A 19,952-nucleotide genomic window follows, 5' to 3' on the forward strand; every position below is an offset into this window, starting at 1 on the left:
GCCTGACACAGCGCGCTGCCGCCCATGGCGGCGGGGTGCTGCCGCTTTCTCTTTCATTTTGCCTGAAACTCCTGTATGGGCGGGCCTGTCTGAGACGATGTGCCAGGGCCCCGGCACGCGAAAGAAAGATAGATGGGGCCGGCGGCAATGGGGCCGCCACGCAAACGGGAGACCCGGAGGGCCGGGAGTGCTCCCAATTAGGATACGCTAGATGTTTAACGTCACCAAAAAATCGATGCAGTGGGGCGAAGAGACGCTCACACTGGAAACCGGCAAGGTTGCCCGCCAGGCTGATGGCTCCGTGATTGCCACCCTGGGCGAAACCTCGGTCATGGCCAACGTGACCTTTGCCCGTCAGCAGAAGCCCGGCCAGGACTTCTTCCCGCTGACCGTGCACTACCAGGAAAAATACTATGCTGCGGGCAAGGTGCCCGGCGGCTTCTTCAAGCGCGAAGCGCGCCCGACCGAAAAAGAAACCCTGACCGCGCGCCTGATCGACCGTCCGATCCGCCCGCTGTTCGTCCCCGGCTTCAAGAACGAAGTGCTGGTGATGTGCACCGTGCTGTCGCACGACCTGGTCAACGACCCCGACATGGTTGCAATGATCGCGGCTTCGGCGGCACTGACCCTGTCGGGCGCGCCGTTCATGGGCCCGATCGCAGGCTGCCGCGTTGGCTTCGAGGATGGCGAATACGTCCTGAACCCGACCGTCGACGACATGCAGGATCTGCGCCTGAACCCGGAACAGCGTCTGGACCTGGTTGTTGCCGGCACCAAAGACGCCGTGATGATGGTGGAATCGGAAGCTTACGAACTGTCCGAAGCAGAAATGCTGGGTGCAGTGAAATTTGCCCACGAGCAGATCCAGCCGGTCATCGACCTGATCATCTCGCTGGCCGAAGAAGCCGCAAACGAGCCGTTCGACTTCACCCCGCCGGATTACTCCGAGCTGTATGAAGCCGTTAAGGCCGCCGGTGAAACCGAGATGCGCGCCGCATTTGCGATCAGCGACAAACAGGAGCGCACCGCCGCTGTCGCCGCTGCCCGCGAGACCATCAAGGGTGCTCTGACCGAAGAGCAGCTGGAAGATGCCAATCTGGGTTCCGCGCTGAAAAAGCTGGAAGCCGGCATCCTGCGCGGCGACGTTGTCAAAACCGGCAAACGGATCGACGGCCGCAAGACCGACGAGATCCGGGACATCGTGTCCGAAACCGGCCTGCTGCCGCGGACCCATGGTTCTGCCCTGTTCACCCGCGGTGAAACCCAGGGTCTGGTCGTGACCACTCTGGGCACCGGCGACGACGAGCAGTTCATCGACGCGCTGCACGGCAACTTCAAATCCAACTTCCTGCTGCACTACAACTTCCCGCCGTACTCGGTTGGCGAAGTGGGCCGTGTCGGTTCCCCGGGCCGCCGCGAAATCGGCCACGGCAAGCTGGCTTGGCGTGCGCTGCAGGCGGTTCTGCCGGCGGCAACCGACTTCCCCTACACCATCCGCGTTGTGTCCGAGATCACCGAATCGAACGGTTCGTCCTCGATGGCATCGGTCTGCGGCGGTTCGCTGTCGATGATGGACGCAGGCGTGCCGTTGAAAGCACCGGTTGCCGGCGTTGCGATGGGCCTGATCCTGGAAGACGACGGTTCCTACGCGATCCTGTCCGACATTCTGGGTGACGAAGACCACCTGGGCGACATGGACTTCAAAGTGGCAGGCACCGAAAACGGCATCACCTCGCTGCAGATGGATATCAAGGTTGCCGGCATCACGCCCGAGATCATGGAGAAAGCCCTGGCACAAGCCAAAGACGGCCGTATCCACATCCTGGGCGAGATGGCGAAAGCTCTGACCGAAGCGTCCGAGTTCTCGGTCCACGCACCGCGCATCGAAACCATGCAGATCCCGACCGACAAGATCCGCGAAGTGATCGGTTCCGGCGGCAAGGTGATCCGCGAGATCGTCGAAGTGTCCGGCGCCAAGGTCGACATCAACGACGATGGCGTGATCAAGATCGCCAGCCCGAACGGCGAGGCCATCAAGAAGGCTTACGACATGATCTACTCGATCGTGGCAGAGCCGGAAGAAGGACAGATCTACACCGGCAAGGTCGTGAAGATCGTCGACTTCGGCGCCTTCGTGAACTTCTTCGGCAAGCGCGACGGCCTGGTGCATGTCTCCCAGATCGAAAACCGCCGCCTGAACCATCCGTCAGACGTTCTGAAGGAAGGCCAGGAAGTGAAGGTTAAGCTGCTGGGCTTCGACGACCGCGGCAAGGTCCGCCTGTCGATGAAGATCGTGGATCAGGAAACCGGCGAAGAAATCGCGCCGGAGAAGAAAGAAAAGGCAGAGCAGGACTAATCCCTCTCTGACCACACATAAACAGCCCGGGGCGCGCATAAGCCGTGCCCCGGGCTATTCAATTTCTGCCGGGACGCTCATGGACCAGCCTTTGAATTCCCGAATTTCCATCATCACGGTCACCTATAACTCCTCGGTGATTGTCGAGAATCTGCTGCGCTCCATCCCGTCCGGGATTCCCGTGGTTCTCGTCGACAACGCTTCACGCGACGCGGAGGCAACCCGGATCCTGGCCACAGACCATGGCGCCCGCTTCATTGCCAACTCTGAAAACGCCGGATTTGGCCGCGCCTGCAACCAGGGTGCGGAGCTGGCAGATACCGAATTTCTGTTCTTTGTGAACCCGGATGCTGAGCTTTTCCCGGACACGCTGGAGCACCTGCTGGCTTCTGCTGATGCCCATCCTGAAGCTTCAGCCTTTAACACCCGGATCGTCAAAGGCGACGGTTCGCTGTTCTTCAAACGCCGCAGCAAGCTGATTGCGAAATCGCTTTGGCTAAGCCGCGATGCCGCGAAACAGGATGGAGAGGTGCCCGTTCTGTCCGGCGGTGCTTTGCTGGTGCGCAAGGCGGCATTTAACAAGGTCGGCGGCTTTGACCCCAAGATTTTTCTGTTTCACGAGGACGATGATCTTAGCCTGCGGCTGAAGGCAGAATGCGGCCCGCTTCGGTATGTCTACGGCGCGCAAGTCCGTCACCTGCTGGGCCATTCCACCGAGCGTTCCGCTAAAACTGCAGCGCTCAAGGCCTGGTACATGGGGCAGTCGCGGGTTTATGCCGCCCGCAAGCATGGCCAGCCTTTCGGCTTTCTGCGTGCTCTGGGAGAGGCTGTACTGCAGCTGATCTCGCCGGTTAACCTCCTGTCGGCCCGCAAACGGGCCAAGGCCTGGTATTACTTCCGCGCTATACTCAGCAGCCCCGGACGGGAAAAGGCTGACCAGCTTCCGCCTTGGGCCTAACAGCCAGTGCGCGAGTACCAGGGTCTTTAATAATTAAAGAGGCCAGAGACGATGAAACTGCCCCCGCTTTGGAAAATTACCCGGGAATTGAAGCGCCCGTTTCAACAGCTGCCCAGTCTGCCTGGTCATGTCGGCTCCTTTTTGTTCGGGGCCAGATTTTATGACATGTTTCTCGCTGGCCGGATCAGGCAGACAGATGGTGGTGTTCCAGCGGGATCGCGTGTTGCGATTTACCTGATCTTCCCGCAAGGCGGGCTGCTCGAAAGCCATAAGCTGGCACTCCGGTACCTCCGCGAAAACAACTATGCGCCTCTGGTTGTTTCAAATCTGCCTGTTACGGGCGAGGATGCGGAGTACCTGAAGGCAAACTGCTGGCGCCTGCTGGAGCGACCGAATGTCGGTTATGACTTTGGCGGCTACCGGGACGGTGTTCTGTCGCTTCAAGGCAGCCTGGAAACTCTGGATCGCTTGGTGCTTCTTAACGATTCCAGCTGGTTTCCGTTGCCGGGGTCCCGCAATTGGTTGCAGGATGCCGAGGATCTGGGTGTGGACTACGCAGCAGCTGCGACCAGTTTTGGAATATCTCGGGTGACGCCGGATCAATATGAACAGATACAGTGGGAATTTGATCCTGGATTGCGTCACTTTCACTACGGATCTTATGCGTTGTCCGTTGGTCCCAAACTGCTGCGAAGCAAGCGCTACAAGCAATATTGGCAAAAGTATCCCCTGACCAAGAAAAAGAACAAGGTGGTTCGCCGGGGAGAAATTGGTATGACCCGCTTTGCTTTGAAAAACGGATTCTCGCACGGGGCAACCTATGACATTCGCAGTTTGCCAGAGGTTTTGCAGAGCTGCTCAAATGCCGAAATCAACAAGCTGGCCCGCTCGTTGACCTATCTCGATGACGCGGTCAGCCAGGAGTTTCTTACGCGTTCTGTTCCTGGATTGGACGCGGAAAGATCGAAAGAGGAGCGGGAAAAACTTATAAAGCTCATGCTGACAATCGCGGCGCGTATCGGGGTCAGTTATGTTCTGCCAAGCCTGCTTCACAAGAAGCATGGCTTTGCGTTCCTCAAGAAATCTTTGGTATCAGCAGACCAGGAAAACTCCGACAGGGTTTACGATTTTGCCAAGACGCTTGATGGACCTGAAGGCAGGGTGATCTTGAAGGAAATCGAAGATATCAGGCGGCACAAGGGCTTTTGAGCCTGATTGATGCGGCCGCGCCAGCGTGCTGACAAGGCCGCATCCTGGTAGCTTTATTCCGGCGCTTTCACCTTGCGCAGGTAGGGGAAGATGGTCTCGAAGTCGCCGAACTTCGCCTTGGCATCCTCATTCGAAACCGCAGGCGGGATAATCACGTCCTCGCCGGGCACCCAGTTCGCCGGGGTGGCGACGCCCTTGGCCGTCATCTGCAGCCCGTCCAGTGCCCGCAGGATCTCGGCAAAGTTGCGGCCCACGGTCATTGGGTAAGTCATCGAAAGCTTCAGCTGCTTGTCCGGGCCGATAATGAAAACCGAGCGCACGGTGGCGCTGTCGGCAGGGGTGCGGCCATCGGGCAGATAGGCTTCGGCAGGCAGCATGTCGAACGCCTTGGACACCGCTAGTCCGTCGTCGGCAATGATCGGGAAGCCCGGCGCAGCCTTGCCGTATTCCTCGATGTCCTTTTTCCACTTCTTGTGGTCCTCGACACCATCAACCGAAACGCCGATCACCTTGGTGTTACGCTTGGCCCATTCGTCGCCCAATTGCGCAACCGCTGAGAATTCGGTGGTGCAGACAGGGGTGAAGTCCTTGGGGTGGGAGAACAGAATCGCCCAGCTGTCGCCGATCCAGTCATGGAATGTAATGCTGCCCTGATCCGTTTCCGCGGTAAAATCCGGGACCGTGTCGTTAATGCGCAAACCCATGGCGGTATCTCCTTGTCAGTTAAATATTGAGTCGTCTTGACTGCTACCTAAGTACTCTAACGCAACGATAAAGTAGCCGTGCAAGGAAACCGCAAAATATCTCGGCTCCCCGGGCCGGCAGCTGCCTGGCACGGGTCTTGACAGGGCTTGCAGTAATTTGATCAAATTATGCAGCAAAGACCCTTGCTCCCTTCTGGGTGCAGTGACAGAGTGGCCGCAAAACCGGCAAGCCGGTGCCAGGAATACGTCTGAATTGGGAGTTCCCAGATGATCGAAAAACGTGACTTTTACATCAACGGCCAGTGGGTCGCCCCCGCCGCCGCAAATGATTTCGAGGTGATCAACCCCTCGACCGAAGAACCCTGTGCAGTGATTTCGCTGGGTTCTGAAGCCGACACCAACGCCGCGGTGGCCGCTGCCAAGGCGGCGCTGCCAGGCTGGATGGCGACGCCGGTGGAAGAGCGCATCGCGCTGGTCGAGAAGCTGATCGACGTCTATGAGGCCCGTGCCGAGGACCTTGCCCAGGCAATGTCGCTGGAAATGGGCGCGCCGATCGATATGTCGCGCACCTCGCAAGTGGGCGCGGGCAGCTGGCATCTGCGCAACTTCATCGCCGCGGCCAAGGAGTTTTCCTTTGACGCACCGCTTAATGACCGGAGCCCCAACGACCGCATCATTCACGAGGCTGTGGGCGTCTGCGCCCTGATCACGCCTTGGAACTGGCCGATGAATCAGGTGACCCTCAAGGTCGGCGCCGCCGCAGTCGCTGGCTGCACCATGGTGCTGAAACCGTCGGAGCAAAGCCCGCTCAACGCGATGATCTTTGCAGAGCTGATGGATGAAGCCGGTTTCCCTGCGGGCGTCTTCAACCTGGTGAATGGCGACGGCCCGGGTGTCGGTTCGCAGCTGACCACCCATCCGGATGTGGACATGATTTCCTTCACCGGCTCTACACGCGCAGGCGTCGCCATTACCCAGGCCGCCGCACCGACCCTCAAGAAGGTGGATCTGGAGCTGGGCGGCAAAGGCGCCAACGTGATCTTTGAAGATGCCGATGAAAAGGCCGTGAAGCGCGGCGTGCTGCACATGATGCAGAACACCGGCCAGAGCTGCAACGCGCCCAGCCGGATGCTGGTTCAGAACAGCATTTATGACCGCGTGGTTGCCGAGGCTGCGGAAGTGGCAGCCAAGGTGGAGGTCGGCCCGGCCGATCAGGAAGGCCGCCACATTGGCCCGGTGGTCAATGAACTGCAGTGGAACAAGATCCAGGACCTGATCCAGGCGGGTATCGACGAAGGCGCCAAACTGGTGGCCGGCGGCACCGGCCGTCCGGACGGGCTGAACAAGGGCTTCTACGTGAAGCCGACGGTTTTTGCCGATGTGAACAACCAGATGACCATCGCGCGGGAGGAGATCTTCGGCCCGGTGCTGTCGATCATTCCTTTCGAGACCGAAGAGGAAGCGATCGAGATCTCCAACGACACGCCTTATGGCCTGACAAACTACGTGCAGACCCAGGATGGCGCCCGCGCCAACCGCATGGCCCGTGCGCTGCGGTCCGGCATGGTGGAGATGAACGGCAAGTCCCGCTCGGCAGGCTCGCCCTTTGGCGGCATGAAACAGTCCGGCAAGGGCCGCGAAGGCGGCAAATGGGGCATTGAGGACTTCCTGGAAGTGAAAGCCGTCGGCGGCTGGGCTGCCGAGTAAGCTTAATACGTTCGAAGCAATGGAGAGCCGCCTTCCGAGGCGGCTTTCTTTTTGCGCCATTGTGCGCGACGGGGCGGTGCTCCCGCGCCTTCAGGCCGCCCGGCTGCGCCGGACCGCATTCAGGCTCGGGCGTGGCTCGTGCTGCGCATGGGCAGGGGGCTGCTGAGCGGTGCTTAACCCTCAATGGGTGCTGAGAGTTCTGGTCAGAAAAAGGCTCTAAGCAGGCAGATTACTGCAATTCCGGTGCCCATTGTCAGCGGCAGGCTGCGGGTGATCAGCGCCACCATAAAGGCGGCTGTGCCAGCGATCCATTCATCCGGTCCGCCCTGCATCAGCAGATAGGTGACCAGCGAAAGGATCAGGCAACCCGGCAGTGCTTGCAGCCCGCGTGCCCAGGGGCCGTGATCCGGCAGCCTCCGGCCCAGCAGATAGCCCGACAGACGCACCGCAAAGGTTGCCGTTGCCAAGCCAAGGATCAGGGTCCACGTCTCAGTCATGGCCAAATGCTCCTGCGATGGCCGCACCGCTGACGCCGCCCAGGATCAGTGTCCAGGTGGGATCCAGCGGAGACAGCAAACCTGCAAGCAACACGATGGCAACGGATCCGGCCCATGGCAGCAGCATGGCGTTGCCGCTCCATAAGGAGCGCAAGATGGCGATAAAGGCGGCAGTGAAGGCAAAGTCCATGCCCAAGGCGCGAGGTTCCGGTACGGCCGCCGCGAACCCCGCACCTGCAACCGTGGCCAGAACCCAGACCGCGACCAGCGCCAATCCGCCGCCCACCAGATACCAGTAGCCCGCTATGCTGCCGCGGGCGCGCGTCGCGTGCATCAGCGCCCAGTTCTCATCCGTGGCCAGATGCACACCAAGCAGCACCTGCCACCAGGGGCGCCCGGCCAGTTCATCCCGCAATGAGGCCGTGATCAGCAATAGCCGAAGGTTCAGCGCAAGCCCCGCCAGCAGGGCAGCACCCGCACCGGCGCCTGCCACCAGCCGCTCTACCGCGATGATCTGCGAGGACCCGGCAAAGACGATGGTGCCCATCACACCTGTCTGCAGCCCGCTCATCTGCGCCTGAGCGGCCAAAAGGCCAAAGGCCACGCCATAGACAGCGACGCCGACTGCCAGCGGCAGGATGTCCCGCAACCCGGCCAGCAGCTGGCCGCGGGCAGGGGGCTGAGCAGTTATGTCCTGAACGGTCATTGCAAGGCTCCTCTGGAAAAAGGCGGGATGTTCATTTAAGTCGAACGTGAGGCTTCTTTACCGAACGAACGAATTGTTCGTCAAGGTGAACGATGGGATGAAATAATGAACACATCAGCGCCCCACAAGATGATAGCCGCGGCCATCCAGCGCGAACGCAGCCGCGCGGGAAAGTCGCTGTCGGCACTCGCGGCCGAGGCGGGAATTGCAAAATCGACCCTGTCTCAGCTGGAGGCAGGCAATGGAAACCCCAGTGTAGAGACGCTTTGGGCGTTGGCGGCAGCGCTGGATATCCCGCTAAGCCTGCTGTTTGAAACCGAGGCGCCGGCCACAAAGCTGATCCGCGCAAGCGAAGGAGAGGTGCTGGAGTCAGAACAGTCGGACTTTGCCGCGGTCCTGCTGTCGCGCAGCCCGCCGAATGTGCGCCGGGATGTCTACCGCGTGGTGATGCAGCCGGGAGAGATCCGCCGCGCCCAGCCGCATCCGCGCGGCACGGTGGAGCATATGCTGATTTGTTCCGGGCAGATGCGGGCTGGGCCGGAAGGGCAGGAGGAGCAGCTGTGGCCGGGCGATTACTTTACCTATCCGGGGGATCACCACCATACCTACGAGGCGCAGCAAGCGGACACCGTGTTCCTGATGGTGATGGAAGCGCCGTGATCAGGCTCTAAAACAGGGGTTTTACCCGGAATTTCAGCGACTCGCCGCTGTCAGGATGCTTGATCCGCAGCTCCTCTGAATGCAGCATCAGGCGCGGATGCTCCAACGCGGCGCCAGTGGCATAGAGCGGATCGCCTAGGATCGGGTGCCCAAGTGACAGCATATGCACCCGCAGCTGATGCGAACGCCCGGTTTTGGGGGTCAGCCGCACCCGCGTGGCAGCGTCCTCATATTTCATCACCCGCCAGTCGGTGACGGCAGGCTTGCCGGTCTCGTGGCAGACCATTTGTTTGGGCCGGTTCGGCCAGTCGACGATCAGCGGCAGGTCCACGGTGCCGCTGCGCGGCTCCAGCTTGCCCGCAATCCGTGCTACATAGGCCTTCTTCGCGGTGCGCTTTTCAAACTGCATCGACAGGTGCCGCTGCGCATGGGGGGTCAGGCCGAAGACCATCACGCCGGAGGTATCCCTGTCCAGCCGGTGCACCAGCAGGGCCTCAGGGAAGGCTGCCTGGATCCGGGTGATCAGGCAGTCGGACAGATGCTCGCCGCGCCCCGGCACAGACAACAGGCCTGCAGGCTTGTTCACCGCCAGAATTTCGGCGTCATGGTGCAGGATCTCCAGCGGGTCCTGCGGCGGTGTGTATTCGCTTGATACGGCCATGGGCGTTTGCCTACTGCGGAAGCCGGCCAAGGGCAAGCGGCGCCGCGCCGCTTTCCCGCCTGCAGCACCTTTGTTAAATTGACACTGTCCCGGCGATCCGGTAACCGGCGCGCCTCACTGACACATGGGGACGATGCATGGCACGCAAACGCAAAGGGCGCGATATTTCCGGCTGGCTGGTGGTGGACAAGCCCGCGGGGCTGACCTCGACGGCGGTTGTGAACAAGGTGCGCTGGGCGCTGGAGGCCAAGAAGGCCGGCCATGCGGGCACATTGGACCCGGAAGCAACCGGTGTTCTGGCCGTTGCGCTGGGCGAGGCGACCAAGACCGTTCCCTATATCACCGATGCCTTGAAGGCCTATACCTTCACCGTGCGGCTGGGTCAGGCGACCAACACGGATGATGCCGAGGGCGAGGTGATTGCCGAAAGCGCCGAACGTCCCAGCGACGCGCAGATCAAGGAGGCGCTGTTGCCCTTCCTGGGCGAGATCATGCAGGTGCCACCCAAGTTCTCCGCGGTCAAGATCGACGGCCAGCGCGCCTACAAGCTCGCCCGCGATGGTGAGGATGTGGAGATCGAGGCCCGCCCGCTGTGGGTCGAGGAGCTGATCATGCTGGATCGCCCCGATGCGGACCACGTGGTGCTGGAAATGACCTGCGGCAAGGGCGGTTATGTGCGTTCCATCGCCCGGGACCTGGGCGCGGCGCTGGGTTGCCACGGCCACGTCAAGGAACTGCGCCGGATCTGGTCCGGCCCCTTTGATGCGGCAGAGGACGGGATTTCGCTGGAAGAGATCGACCGCTTGGCCCGCACTCCGGAGCTGGACACGTATCTGCGCCCGCTGGAAGAAGGCCTGGCCGATCTGCCGGAGGTCAAATGCACACCAGAGGGCGCGGTGAAGCTGCGCAACGGCAACCCGGGCATGGTGATGCCCAATGATGAGGTTGAATATGGCGATGAGGCCTGGGCTTCACTCAATGGCCAGGCGGTTGCGGTCGGCGTCTACAAATCCGGCAGCCTGCATCCCTCCCGGGTCTTCAACCAGGACGGCAGCGCCGGTTAACAAAGCGTATCTTTTTGGGTCAGCAGCGTTGACCGGATGTTTCGCGCGCGAAACATTTGGGCAGCAAGGCTGACCTAATATCCTTGGGGTATTCTGCGGTCTTGCCTAGGCTGGCCTGGCTGTTCCGTTGTCTCCGAATACGGAGTAATACTCTTGTGCGGTCAGGATGATACTGGCCTGACCGCCCTCTTCGGCGCTGATCTGGTTACCCGACGCATCACGCCAACGGTCCTCGCTGGTGGAGTAGTCGTCATGGAAAGCAATGCTGACCCCTGACTGATCCCCGGGCAATGATGCGATGGCAATACCGTCCATGGCGATCTGAGTGCTGTCCTGATCCGCGTCGTAACTGACGCTCAGCCCGTCGATGGCATCTTCGAAGCTGTAGCTGGGAATGGACCCGAAGCCGGCAATAACCGGGAAATCGATCCGCAATTGATCTTCCGCCGGATCGAAATCGGTGATTTCCGCCGCCGGAGTTCCGGCCTCATACACATTTGCAAAGGCGTGGAAGGTGTCCGCCCCTGCGCCGCCGGTGGCCGTTGTCCCGGGACCGACCCACAAGCGGTCATCTCCAGTTCCGCCGTCAAGCACATCACCGTCGTCACCCGCACGGGTCAGATCGCCGGGGTAGTGATTGTAGAACCCTTCATAGTGGACCGAGCCGCTGCCGCTGTAGAGCGTATCGTCGCCTTCGCCGCCGGTAAGCGTGTCGGCACCGCCTTCGCCAAAGATCACATCATCGCCTGCGGTGCCGTCCAGTGTGTCACTGTCCGAAGTGCCGCGGATCGCATCCAGGGCAAAGGGGGCGCTGAAGCCGGGATTTTCAAACTGTTCAGTCCGTTCAATGTCTCCATTTCCACGCAGAAAATCCACTTCAAGAACCTCCCCCTCTGCGAGCGAAACGCCTGGCAGGGTCAGGATCGTTTGGTTGTTGAGAGTGTCGATAAAGCGCAGGCCGTTGCCGTCTTCGGTCTCGATCAGCCTTACGTTACCCGAATGATACGGTGTCAGTGCCAGTTGGTCGGTACCCAGTTCAAAATCCTCGATCACTGTTTCACGGCTGCCCTCATCGTCCAGGATGAAGCGGTCCGCGCCTTCGCCGCCGGTGGCAGTATTGCCTGCACCTAGATGCAGTTCATCATCACCGCTGCCGCCCGTCAGCAGATCCTGATCACCGGCATTGCCCGTCAGCGTGTCGTTTCCATCTCCGCCGTTAAGCGTGTCATCCGTTCCAGCGGAGCCGGACAAATTGGCGGCCTGGGGCTGCGGGTCAGGTTCAACAGGTGTTTCCGGCTCAACAGGTCTTTCCGGTTCAGTTGGTGTTTCCGGTTCAGCCGTTTCTTCACCGGAGTTTTCGGCCCCGTCGAAGCCAATAGCAATGGCAGAGCCTGCAAGTGCAAGAAAAATCAGAAGTTCCATGTCGCCCGGATCATTAAAATCGAATAAAGCCATCGCGGGAAAAAGTACGTCCGCGGTTCTGCCAGAGGCTGCAGGAAACGCCCTTGGAATGCAACCTGTGCCGTTCTAAAACCGCCGCCATGATCACCCGCAGCCACACCAAGGGCGACGCGCCCTCCACCGCCGTCTATTCCGATTGCGAAAACTACCGCTACAGCCTAACCCGGGTCTGGGACCCGGCAGGGCAGCGGGTGATGTTTGTGATGCTGAACCCGTCGACCGCAACCGAGGTGCAGAACGATCCCACCATCGAGCGCTGCGAGCGCCGCGCCCGGGCGCTGGGATTCGGCGGGTTCCGGGCCACCAACATCTTTGCCTGCCGGGTGACCGACCCGCGGGAGATGCGCAGGCTGGAGGCGCCGGAGGGGCCGGATAACATGGCCGCCATTCTGGAGGGCTTGGCATGGGCGGATATGGTGATCTGCGCCTGGGGCACCCACGGCGCACATCGCGGCCAGGGTGTGCGGGTGGAGGCTGCATTGCGGGCATCCGGCAAGCCGCTTCATCATCTTGGTCTCAGTAAGGCCGGCCACCCCAAGCACCCGCTCTACATTGCCTACAGCCAGCAACCGCAGCCCTGGCTGATAGGCGCAATCAGCTGAACTCCGTTAACCGGTGTTCTCCTTTTGTTTTGAATGCGCCGCGGCAATGTGAGAGTGTGGGCGCAATTTGGTTTGCGTGTTGGGGTTGAGTGGTGATGTTGTGGCTGGCGAGCATGTTGGGGCTGATGGCAGTGGGCGGAGCGGTTCTGGCGGACACCTCCGCAGAGGAGGAAGAGGGCAGCGGTGCTTCCTCTGGTCCGGAAGCCGAAGATGACGGTTTGGACGGCGGCTACATCGAGCCCAGCGGCGAAGCGGCGGCAGACAGCGGCGGCGGGGATACAGTGTCCGGCGCCAGTAGCAGCGAAACTGTGACCGGCACGGATGGCGGAGACGTGCTGGCGGGCAGCGGCTTGCCTGACAGCATCAGCGGCGGCAGCGGAGAAGATCAGATCGCAGGCTATGGCGGCGACGACTGGCTGGATGGCGGCACGGGTAATGATGTGCTGCATGGCGACGCCGGAGACGACAGCCTGTATGGCGGCTCCGGGAACGACCTGCTGCATGGCGAGGACGGCGCCGATGCTCTGGACGGCGGCGAGGGGGCTGACAGCCTGAACGGGCATTTTGGAGCAGACAGCCTGTTTGGCGGCAGCGGCAATGATGTGCTGCACGGCGGTCAGGACAGCGACTGGCTGGAGGGCGGCGAAGGGGCGGATTCGCTGCATGGCAATGATGGTGATGATAGCCTGACGGGCGGTGGCGGCGAAGACGTGCTGTTTGGCGGTGCTGGCGATGACGTGGTATCCGGCGCCAGGGATGGCACTGAGCAGGACTTTGTAAACGGCGGCGGCGGCGACGACACGCTGATTGCCGGGGCTGGCGACGTGCTGACCGGCGGCGCAGGCGCGGACCAGTTTACTGCAGGCAGCTGGACCGGCACGGCAGAGGCCGTTCAACTGATGGATTATGATGCTGCAGAGGATCAGCTGGTTCTGGTCTGGGATATTGAGAGCGGCGCGGAACCCTCGGTCGAGGTGCAGCAAAATCCGGGCGCGGAAGATGAGCAGCTGATACTGGTGGATGGGGAACCGGCCCTGCGGGTGTCTGGCGCCGGGGCGCTGACCGCGGCGGATCTGGTGCTGATTGACACGGATTCAGCGGCGGCTGTGGGGATGCTGCCGCAATAGCCAGATGCCTGCATCCCTGCACCAGGCACATAATCTTTGCCTTTGCAGCGGAAACATCATATACGCCCGCATCTGCCGCGATTCTGCGGCGGATTTCTCCACGGGCCTGTGCTGGACGACATCCCGGCCTGAGCCATCCACTCTAACCTTATGAAGGAGACCCCGATGTCGATCACTGCGGAAGAAAAAGCGCGCCTGATGAAAGAATTCGCAACCAAAGAAGGCGACACCGGTTCCCCGGAAGTCCAGGTTGCAATCCTGACCTCGCGCATCAACACCCTGACTGAGCACTTCAAAACCCACAAGAAGGACAACCACGGCCGCCGTGGCCTCCTGAAAATGGTTGCTCAGCGCCGCAAGCTGCTGGACTACACCAAAGGCAAGGATGAGGCCCGTTACCAGGACCTGATCAAGCGTCTGGGCATCCGCCGCTAATCCGCGCTTATCCGGATTTTCTGCGCCCGTTCCGAAAGGAGCGGGCGTTTTCTTTTCTTCTAGAGGCGTCAAGCCGCGAGGTGCTCCCGCGTCCGCTGGCTCCCCGGCGGCGCCGGGCAGCCTTTGGCCATGGGCGTGGCCCGTGCTGCGCACGGGCGGGTGCGGTCCGCCGCAAGGCAGATACTTGCAGACCAGGGAGGGCATGAAAAGAAACGCCGCCCCGGTTGGAGCGGCGTATTGTTTTGCAGGATGCCGAAGGGGCTTACTCGCCGTAAGGAACCCAGATGTTCTTCACCTCAGTGGCTTCCTGCAGGAACCGCTTCGTCTGGTCCTGTGTCCAGTCGGTTGCAGTGCCGTTGTTGACCCAGGTGCGTTTGAGGTTGCCCGCAGACGCGGCCTCGATCCCAGCAGACAGGTCGGAAGACGAGAAACTCCAGACCGCGTCGACATTCAGATGCGACGCCATCGGTTTCGCCAGCTCCGCATGGCTGCCGGTCAGGATGTTGACCACACCCCCGGGCACGTCCGAGGTGTCCAGAACCTGGTAGAAATCGGTTGCCGCCAGCGGGAACGGCTCGGAGGCCGCCAGCACCACCCGGTTGCCCATGGCAATGGCTGGCGCCATCACCGAGACCAGACCCAGCAGCGGCGCCTCATCCGCGCAGAGCGCGCCGATCACGCCCACCGGCTCTTTCATTGCCAGCGCCACGCCGCGGATCGGCACGCCATGCACCTGGCCGTCGTATTTGTCGGCCCAGGCCGCAGCGGAGAACAGGCGCTGGATCGAGGCTTCGACCTCTGCCGTGCCGCCCTTCTTGCCGGTCATCGCGTCGATGCGGGCCGCGAACTCTTCTGCGCGGGCCGAGAGGTTTTCGCCGATGTAATAGAGGATCTGCGCCCGCAAGTGACCGGTGGTCTTGGACCACTTGCCGGCGCCCGCCGCAGCCTCAACCGCGTTGCGCACGTCCTTGCGGTTGGCAAGGCCAACGTGGCCCAGCAGTGCGCCGGACTTGCCGTGGACGGCCTGGCTGTAGCCGCCATCCGGGCGCGCCTGCTTGCCGCCAACATACAGCTTGGCAGTGCGGTCCAGCGGGTCCACGGGGGCGCCATTGCCAGCAAACGCCTCGACTTTGGTCAATTGCTTGGCCTTGGTTCTCGGGCGAGTGTAGGCGGCAAGCCCCTCCCAGCCGCCTTCGCGTCCGAAGCCGCTTTCGCGCACGCCACCGAAACCGGCAGCGGCGTCGAACATGTTGGTACCGTTGATCCAGACCACGCCGGCCGTCAGCTTCGGCGCCATGTCGAGCGCCAGGTTCACGTTCTCGGTCCAGACGGTTGCTGCGAGGCCGTAACGGGTGTTGTTGGCCAGCTCCACCGCTTCCGCCGGGGTGCGGAAGGTGCAGGAGACGAGTACGGGGCCAAAGATCTCCTCCTGCATCAGCGGATCGGCGGGGGACAGCCCTTCGATCAGGGTCGGCGGGTAGAAGCAGCCGCCTGCGGGCATCTCGACCTGCGCCTGGTGCATGCTGCCGGCTGTATTGGCCGCAACCATGCTGCTGATGGTGTCGAGCTGCACCGGGTCCACCACGGCGCCCACGTCGATGCATTTATCCAGCGGATTGCCGACACGCAGCCCGTCCATGCGGGCCTTCAGCTTGGTGTGGAAACGCTCGGCGATGCCTTCCTGGACCAGCAGGCGCGAGCCTGCGCAGCAGACCTGGCCCTGGTTGAACCAGATTGCATCCACCAGACCTTCGATCGCGGAGTCGATATCCGCGTCGTCAAACACGATGTAGGGCGACTTGCCGCCCAGCTCCAGCGTCAGCGCCTTGCCGCTGCCTGCAGTGGCTTCGCGGATCCTGCGGCCAACGGAGGTGGAACCGGTAAAGGCGATTTTGTCCACTTCGGCTGCGGTGATCATCTCGCCCACAGCTCCGTCGCCGGTCACGATATTCACCACCCCCCTGGGCAGGCCTGCCTGGCGGCAGATGTCGGCGAACAGTAGTGCGGTGAGCGAGGTGTATTCCGCGGGTTTCAGCACCACGGTGTTGCCCATGGCAATGGCCGGGGCAATCTTCCAGGCCAGCATCAGCAGAGGGAAGTTCCAGGGGATGATCTGGCCGCAGACACCCAGGGCCTCGGCGTCCGGCAGTTCGCTGTCCATCAGCTGGGCCATGCCGGCGTGGTAGTAGAAATGCCGCTGCGCCAGCGGGATGTCGATGTCGCGGCTCTCACGGATCGGCTTGCCGTTGTCCAGGGTTTCCAGGACCGCAAACAGGCGGGCGTGCTTTTGCAGCAGGCGCGCGATGGCATAAAGATACTTGGCGCGGCCTGCGCCACCCAGACCGGCCCAGCCGCCCTGCGCCTTGCGTGCGGCCGCAACCGCCGCATCCACATCCGCTTGCGTTGCTTGCGTCAGTGTCGCCAGCACTTCGCCGGTGGCTGGATTCTTACTGTCAAAGCCGTCGCCGGGGGCGGTGAACTCACCGTTGATGAAATGGCCGAACCGGCTGCCCTGATCAACCAGCCAGGCCAGTGCCTCGGCAGCGCTTTCGGGGGCGGGACCGTATTCCATGGTGTCGAAAATCTCTTTGATGGTCATCTGTTCAGCCTTCAGCCCATGGAGTGGCGGTAGCCGGCGGAGTATGCCCCGGTGACATGGTGTTCCAGCTGGCGCTCGATATCGCCCAGCAGCGAGGAGGCGCCAAAGCGGAAAAGGTCGGGCTGCAGCCAGCGGTCGCCCAGCTCATCTTTCATCAGCGCCAGATAGACCAGGGAATCCTTGGCCTTGGAAATACCGCCTGCCGGCTTGTAGCCGACGCGGTAGCCGGTGCGGTCGTAATAGTCGCGGATGGCGCGTATCATCACCAGCGACACGGGCAGGGTGGCGTTTACGCTTTCCTTGCCGGTGGAGGTCTTGATGAAATCGGCGCCCGCCATCATGCAGACCAGCGAGGCACGCGCCACGTTGCGCAAGCTGCCCAGCTCGCCGGTAGCCAGGATCGCTTTCACATGGGCGTCGCCGCAGGCCTGGCGGAAGGCTTTCATCTCGTCGTACAGCGCCTGCCAGTTGCCCTGCAGCACATGACGGCGGGTGATCACGATGTCGATCTCCTCGGCGCCGTCCTTGACGCTTTCCTCGATCTCCGCGACCCGCAGATGGAACGGCGACAGGCCGGCCGGGAAGCCGGTGGAAACCGCGGCAACCGGGATGCCGGTGCCTTCCAGCGCCTTGACCGCGGTCGGGATCATGTCGTGGTAGACGCAGACTGCGCCAGTGGTGAGGCCCTCCATTCCCAGCGTGCGCAAAAGTCCCGCGCTGACCGGTTGGCGCGCCTTGGCGCACAGACGGCGCACCCGGCCCTCGGTGTCATCACCGGACAGGGTGGTGAGGTCGATCAGGCTGATCGCCTTCAAGAGCCAGGCGGCCTGGTGGTCCTTCTTGACACTGCGGCGGCCCGGCAGGGTGACGCAGCGGCGTTCGATGGCCGACGTGTTGGCCTGCACGGCTGCGACCCAGTCCAGGTCCAGCTCCATGCCCGGATTGCGCGGCTCTGCCAGCTGCGGCAGCTGCGCGCTTCGTTCAGCGGTTTGGCTATCCATTGGAATTCCTCGGAAGAGTTCCGTGCGAAAATCGCACGGGTGCGGCATATTGGCAAGCGAGCGGCCTCGCAGACGGGCATGTTTTTTGACTAAATGGACAAAAAATGCAAGGGGCAGGGCCAGTGGCCGCGCGGAATGCTGCTTGGCCAGTGCCGGGTGGCGGCAGTAATCCTCTTTTGCGCTACTGCTGCGGGGCTGCAGTGCATTCCGGTGGCAGAATCGGTCATACATGCTAAATTTAGGGGTATGAGCAGTGCAAAACCCCATATCGGCGAAAATACCGCCTCAAACGTCCGGCCAATCATCCGTCAGCTGGACGATAGCGCCATCAACCGGATTGCCGCGGGCGAGGTGGTGGAACGCCCCGCCTCCGCCGTGAAAGAACTGGTAGAAAACGCCATTGACGCGGGTGCCACCCGCATCACGGTGGAGATTGCAGATGGCGGCAAGACGCTGATCCGGGTAACGGATGACGGCTGCGGCATGACACCGGAGGACCTGCCGCTGGCGCTGAGCCGCCATGCGACATCCAAGATCGACGGCTCTGACCTGCTGAACATCCACACCTTCGGCTTCCGGGGTGAAGCTCTGCCAAGCTTGGGCGCGGTTGGGCGGCTGACCATCACCAGCCGGGCCGAGGGCCATGAGGCGGCGCAGATCCGGGTGTCGGGCGGCAAGCAGGAGCCGGTGAAGCCGGCAGCCTTGCGGGCGGGCACCATTGTTGAGCTGCGCGACCTGTTCTTTGCGACGCCGGCAAGGCTCAAATTCATGCGCACCGACCGGGCCGAGGCGCAGGCGATCGGGGACACGGTGAAGCGGCTTGCGATGGCGGAGCCCTCGGTGGGCTTCACCCTGCGCGATGTATCCGGCGGCGGCGAGGGGCGGGTCACCTTCCGCGCCGATCCGTTGTCAGGCGACCTTTTCGATGCGCTGCACGGGCGGCTGGCCTCGGTGCTGGGACGGGAGTTTGCGGAAAACGCGCTGAAGATCGACGCCACCCGCGAGGGTATCCGGCTTTATGGCTATGCGGCGCTGCCGACCTATTCCCGCGGCGCGGCGGTGGCGCAGTTCCTGTTTGTGAACACTCGGCCGGTGAAGGACAAGATGCTAACCGGGGCGCTCAGGGCAGCCTATTTCGATTTCCTCAGCCGTGACCGGCATCCGGCGGCGGCGCTGTTCATTGATTGCGACCCGCAGCTGGTGGACGTGAACGTGCATCCTGCGAAATCCGAAGTCCGGTTCCGCGACCCCGGCCTTGCGCGTGGGCTGATCGTCTCCTCCCTGCGCCATGCACTGGCAGAAGCCGGTCACCGGGCTTCAACCACTGTGGCAGGCGCCACGCTGGGCGCGATGAAGGCGGAGCAGCCCACGGCGAACGGTGCGCCAAGGATCTATCAGATGGACCGGCCCTCTTACGGTGCGCGGACGGCATCCTATGCGGCGCAGCAGCCGGAGAGCTTTGCGCCCGCACCCGCCTACCAGCCGCTGGCGTCTCCGGGCTTTGCAGAGCTGGCTGGCGCCTACAGCGGCCAAGTGACTGAAACCCCGGAGGTCCCGATGGCCCCGGTTCAGCCTGCGGATGCGCCCGAGGCCACCGCGCCCGGGGCCGAGGCCCTGCCGCTGGGTGCGGCGCGCGGCCAGGTGCACGAGAACTACATCATCGCCCAGACCGCCGACGGCATGGTGATTGTCGACCAGCATGCCGCGCACGAGCGGCTGGTCTATGAGAAGCTGAAACGGCAAATGGCGGAGAATGGCGTCGCCGCACAGGCGCTGCTGATCCCGGAGATCGTTGAGCTGAGCGACAATGATTGCGCCTGCCTTTTGGGTGTGGCGGATGAGCTGGCGAAATTTGGCCTTGGCATTGAGGCCTTCGGTGGCAATGCCATAGCGGTGCGGGAAACCCCGGCGATCCTCGGCGAAGTGAATGCCGAGGCGATGATCAAGGACATCCTGGATGAGCTGTCGGACCAGGGCGAAAGCCAGCTGGTGCAGGCGCGCGTCGAGGCGATCCTGAGCCGGGTGGCCTGCCATGGCTCGATCCGCTCCGGCCGCCGGATGCGGGGGGAGGAGATGAATGCGCTGCTGCGGGAAATGGAGGCAACGCCCCATTCCGGCCAGTGCAACCATGGCCGCCCGACCTATGTGGAATTGAAACTGGCAGATATCGAGCGCCTGTTCGGGCGCACATGAACAAGAACCCCC

Annotated in this window: 17 protein-coding genes; 10 read left to right on the top strand and 7 right to left on the bottom strand. The window is 62.2% G+C overall.

Annotation, left to right across the window (positions count from 1 at the left end; translation table 11 throughout):
• Positions 1 to 211 precede the first annotated feature (211 nt).
• From pnp to RA25_RS11260, 3 genes are all read left to right on the top strand, one after another.
• Positions 212 to 2,356 (top strand): polyribonucleotide nucleotidyltransferase, encoded by a 2,145-nt coding sequence (gene pnp, locus RA25_RS11250; protein WP_039172234.1) that lies wholly within the window; start codon positions 212 to 214, stop codon positions 2,354 to 2,356.
• Positions 2,357 to 2,435: 79 nt separating this feature from the next.
• Positions 2,436 to 3,314, top strand: a complete 879-nt coding sequence (locus tag RA25_RS11255; RefSeq protein ID WP_039147716.1) for a glycosyltransferase family 2 protein — start codon at positions 2,436 to 2,438, stop codon at positions 3,312 to 3,314.
• A gap of 51 nt (positions 3,315 to 3,365) precedes the next feature.
• Positions 3,366 to 4,523: a rhamnan synthesis F family protein gene (locus tag RA25_RS11260; protein WP_019295127.1), complete on the top strand. Its 1,158-nt coding sequence runs from the start codon at positions 3,366 to 3,368 to the stop codon at positions 4,521 to 4,523.
• A 53-nt stretch (positions 4,524 to 4,576) separates the two neighbouring features.
• On the opposite strand, the gene RA25_RS11265 is transcribed toward RA25_RS11260, so the two are convergent.
• A complete protein-coding gene (locus RA25_RS11265) occupies positions 4,577 to 5,227 on the bottom strand; it encodes a peroxiredoxin (RefSeq protein ID WP_019295126.1) in 651 nt (216 codons plus the stop codon).
• A 267-nt stretch (positions 5,228 to 5,494) separates the two neighbouring features.
• Between RA25_RS11265 and RA25_RS11270 the strand changes: the two genes are divergently transcribed.
• A complete protein-coding gene (locus RA25_RS11270) occupies positions 5,495 to 6,934 on the top strand; it encodes an aldehyde dehydrogenase family protein (RefSeq protein WP_039172237.1) in 1,440 nt (479 codons plus the stop codon).
• A 203-nt stretch (positions 6,935 to 7,137) separates the two neighbouring features.
• Here RA25_RS11270 and RA25_RS11275 read toward each other — a convergent pair whose 3' ends face one another.
• Positions 7,138 to 7,431 (bottom strand): AzlD family protein, encoded by a 294-nt coding sequence (locus RA25_RS11275; RefSeq protein WP_039172240.1) that lies wholly within the window; start codon positions 7,429 to 7,431, stop codon positions 7,138 to 7,140.
• On the bottom strand, positions 7,424 to 8,137 hold the full coding sequence (locus tag RA25_RS11280) for an AzlC family ABC transporter permease (protein WP_019295123.1): 714 nt from the start codon (positions 8,135 to 8,137) through the stop codon (positions 7,424 to 7,426). Before RA25_RS11280 ends, RA25_RS11275 begins: the two co-directional genes overlap by 8 nt.
• Positions 8,138 to 8,242: 105 nt before the next feature.
• Between RA25_RS11280 and RA25_RS11285 the strand changes: the two genes are divergently transcribed.
• Positions 8,243 to 8,797 carry a helix-turn-helix domain-containing protein gene (locus RA25_RS11285; protein WP_039172243.1) on the top strand — a complete coding sequence of 185 codons (555 nt, stop codon included), beginning with the start codon at positions 8,243 to 8,245 and terminating at the stop codon, positions 8,795 to 8,797.
• Between the two features lie 7 nt (positions 8,798 to 8,804).
• Here the strand turns inward: RA25_RS11285 and RA25_RS11290 are convergent, their stop codons facing one another.
• Positions 8,805 to 9,458 (bottom strand): RluA family pseudouridine synthase, encoded by a 654-nt coding sequence (locus tag RA25_RS11290; RefSeq protein WP_039172246.1) that lies wholly within the window; start codon positions 9,456 to 9,458, stop codon positions 8,805 to 8,807.
• Positions 9,459 to 9,595: 137 nt separating this feature from the next.
• Between RA25_RS11290 and truB the strand changes: the two genes are divergently transcribed.
• Positions 9,596 to 10,522, top strand: coding sequence for a tRNA pseudouridine(55) synthase TruB (gene truB, locus RA25_RS11295; RefSeq protein ID WP_039172249.1), 927 nt, complete (start codon positions 9,596 to 9,598; stop codon positions 10,520 to 10,522).
• A 105-nt stretch (positions 10,523 to 10,627) separates the two neighbouring features.
• Here truB and RA25_RS23425 read toward each other — a convergent pair whose 3' ends face one another.
• Positions 10,628 to 11,944 carry a hypothetical protein gene (locus RA25_RS23425; RefSeq protein WP_275041666.1) on the bottom strand — a complete coding sequence of 439 codons (1,317 nt, stop codon included), beginning with the start codon at positions 11,942 to 11,944 and terminating at the stop codon, positions 10,628 to 10,630.
• Positions 11,945 to 12,063: 119 nt separating this feature from the next.
• Between RA25_RS23425 and RA25_RS11305 the strand changes: the two genes are divergently transcribed.
• The 3 genes from RA25_RS11305 (at position 12,064) to rpsO (ending at position 14,147) form a co-directional block, all read left to right on the top strand.
• Positions 12,064 to 12,585 (top strand): DUF1643 domain-containing protein, encoded by a 522-nt coding sequence (locus RA25_RS11305; protein ID WP_039172379.1) that lies wholly within the window; start codon positions 12,064 to 12,066, stop codon positions 12,583 to 12,585.
• A 125-nt stretch (positions 12,586 to 12,710) separates the two neighbouring features.
• A complete protein-coding gene (locus RA25_RS23430) occupies positions 12,711 to 13,712 on the top strand; it encodes a calcium-binding protein (RefSeq protein WP_275041667.1) in 1,002 nt (333 codons plus the stop codon).
• A gap of 165 nt (positions 13,713 to 13,877) precedes the next feature.
• Complete coding sequence (gene rpsO / locus RA25_RS11315; RefSeq protein ID WP_019295116.1) at positions 13,878 to 14,147, top strand: 30S ribosomal protein S15; 270 nt, start codon at positions 13,878 to 13,880, stop codon at positions 14,145 to 14,147.
• Positions 14,148 to 14,409: 262 nt separating this feature from the next.
• Here the strand turns inward: rpsO and RA25_RS11320 are convergent, their stop codons facing one another.
• The gene (locus RA25_RS11320; protein WP_039172259.1) at positions 14,410 to 16,746 is read right to left on the bottom strand and encodes an aldehyde dehydrogenase family protein; all 2,337 of its coding nucleotides are present in this window, start codon (positions 16,744 to 16,746) and stop codon (positions 14,410 to 14,412) included.
• 11 nt (positions 16,747 to 16,757) lie between these two features.
• Positions 16,758 to 17,747, bottom strand: coding sequence for a deoxyribose-phosphate aldolase (deoC, locus tag RA25_RS11325; protein WP_039172261.1), 990 nt, complete (start codon positions 17,745 to 17,747; stop codon positions 16,758 to 16,760).
• Positions 17,748 to 17,993: 246 nt separating this feature from the next.
• Here deoC and mutL point away from each other — a divergent pair, with 246 nt between their 5' ends.
• Entirely contained in the window at positions 17,994 to 19,940 is a 1,947-nt protein-coding gene (gene mutL / locus RA25_RS11330; protein ID WP_019295113.1) for a DNA mismatch repair endonuclease MutL, read from the top strand.
• Positions 19,941 to 19,952: the final 12 nt, after the last annotated feature.

The sequence above is a fragment of the Leisingera sp. ANG-S5 genome, assembly GCF_000813925.1.
In the GTDB taxonomy this organism is placed as follows: Bacteria; Pseudomonadota; Alphaproteobacteria; order Rhodobacterales; family Rhodobacteraceae; genus Leisingera.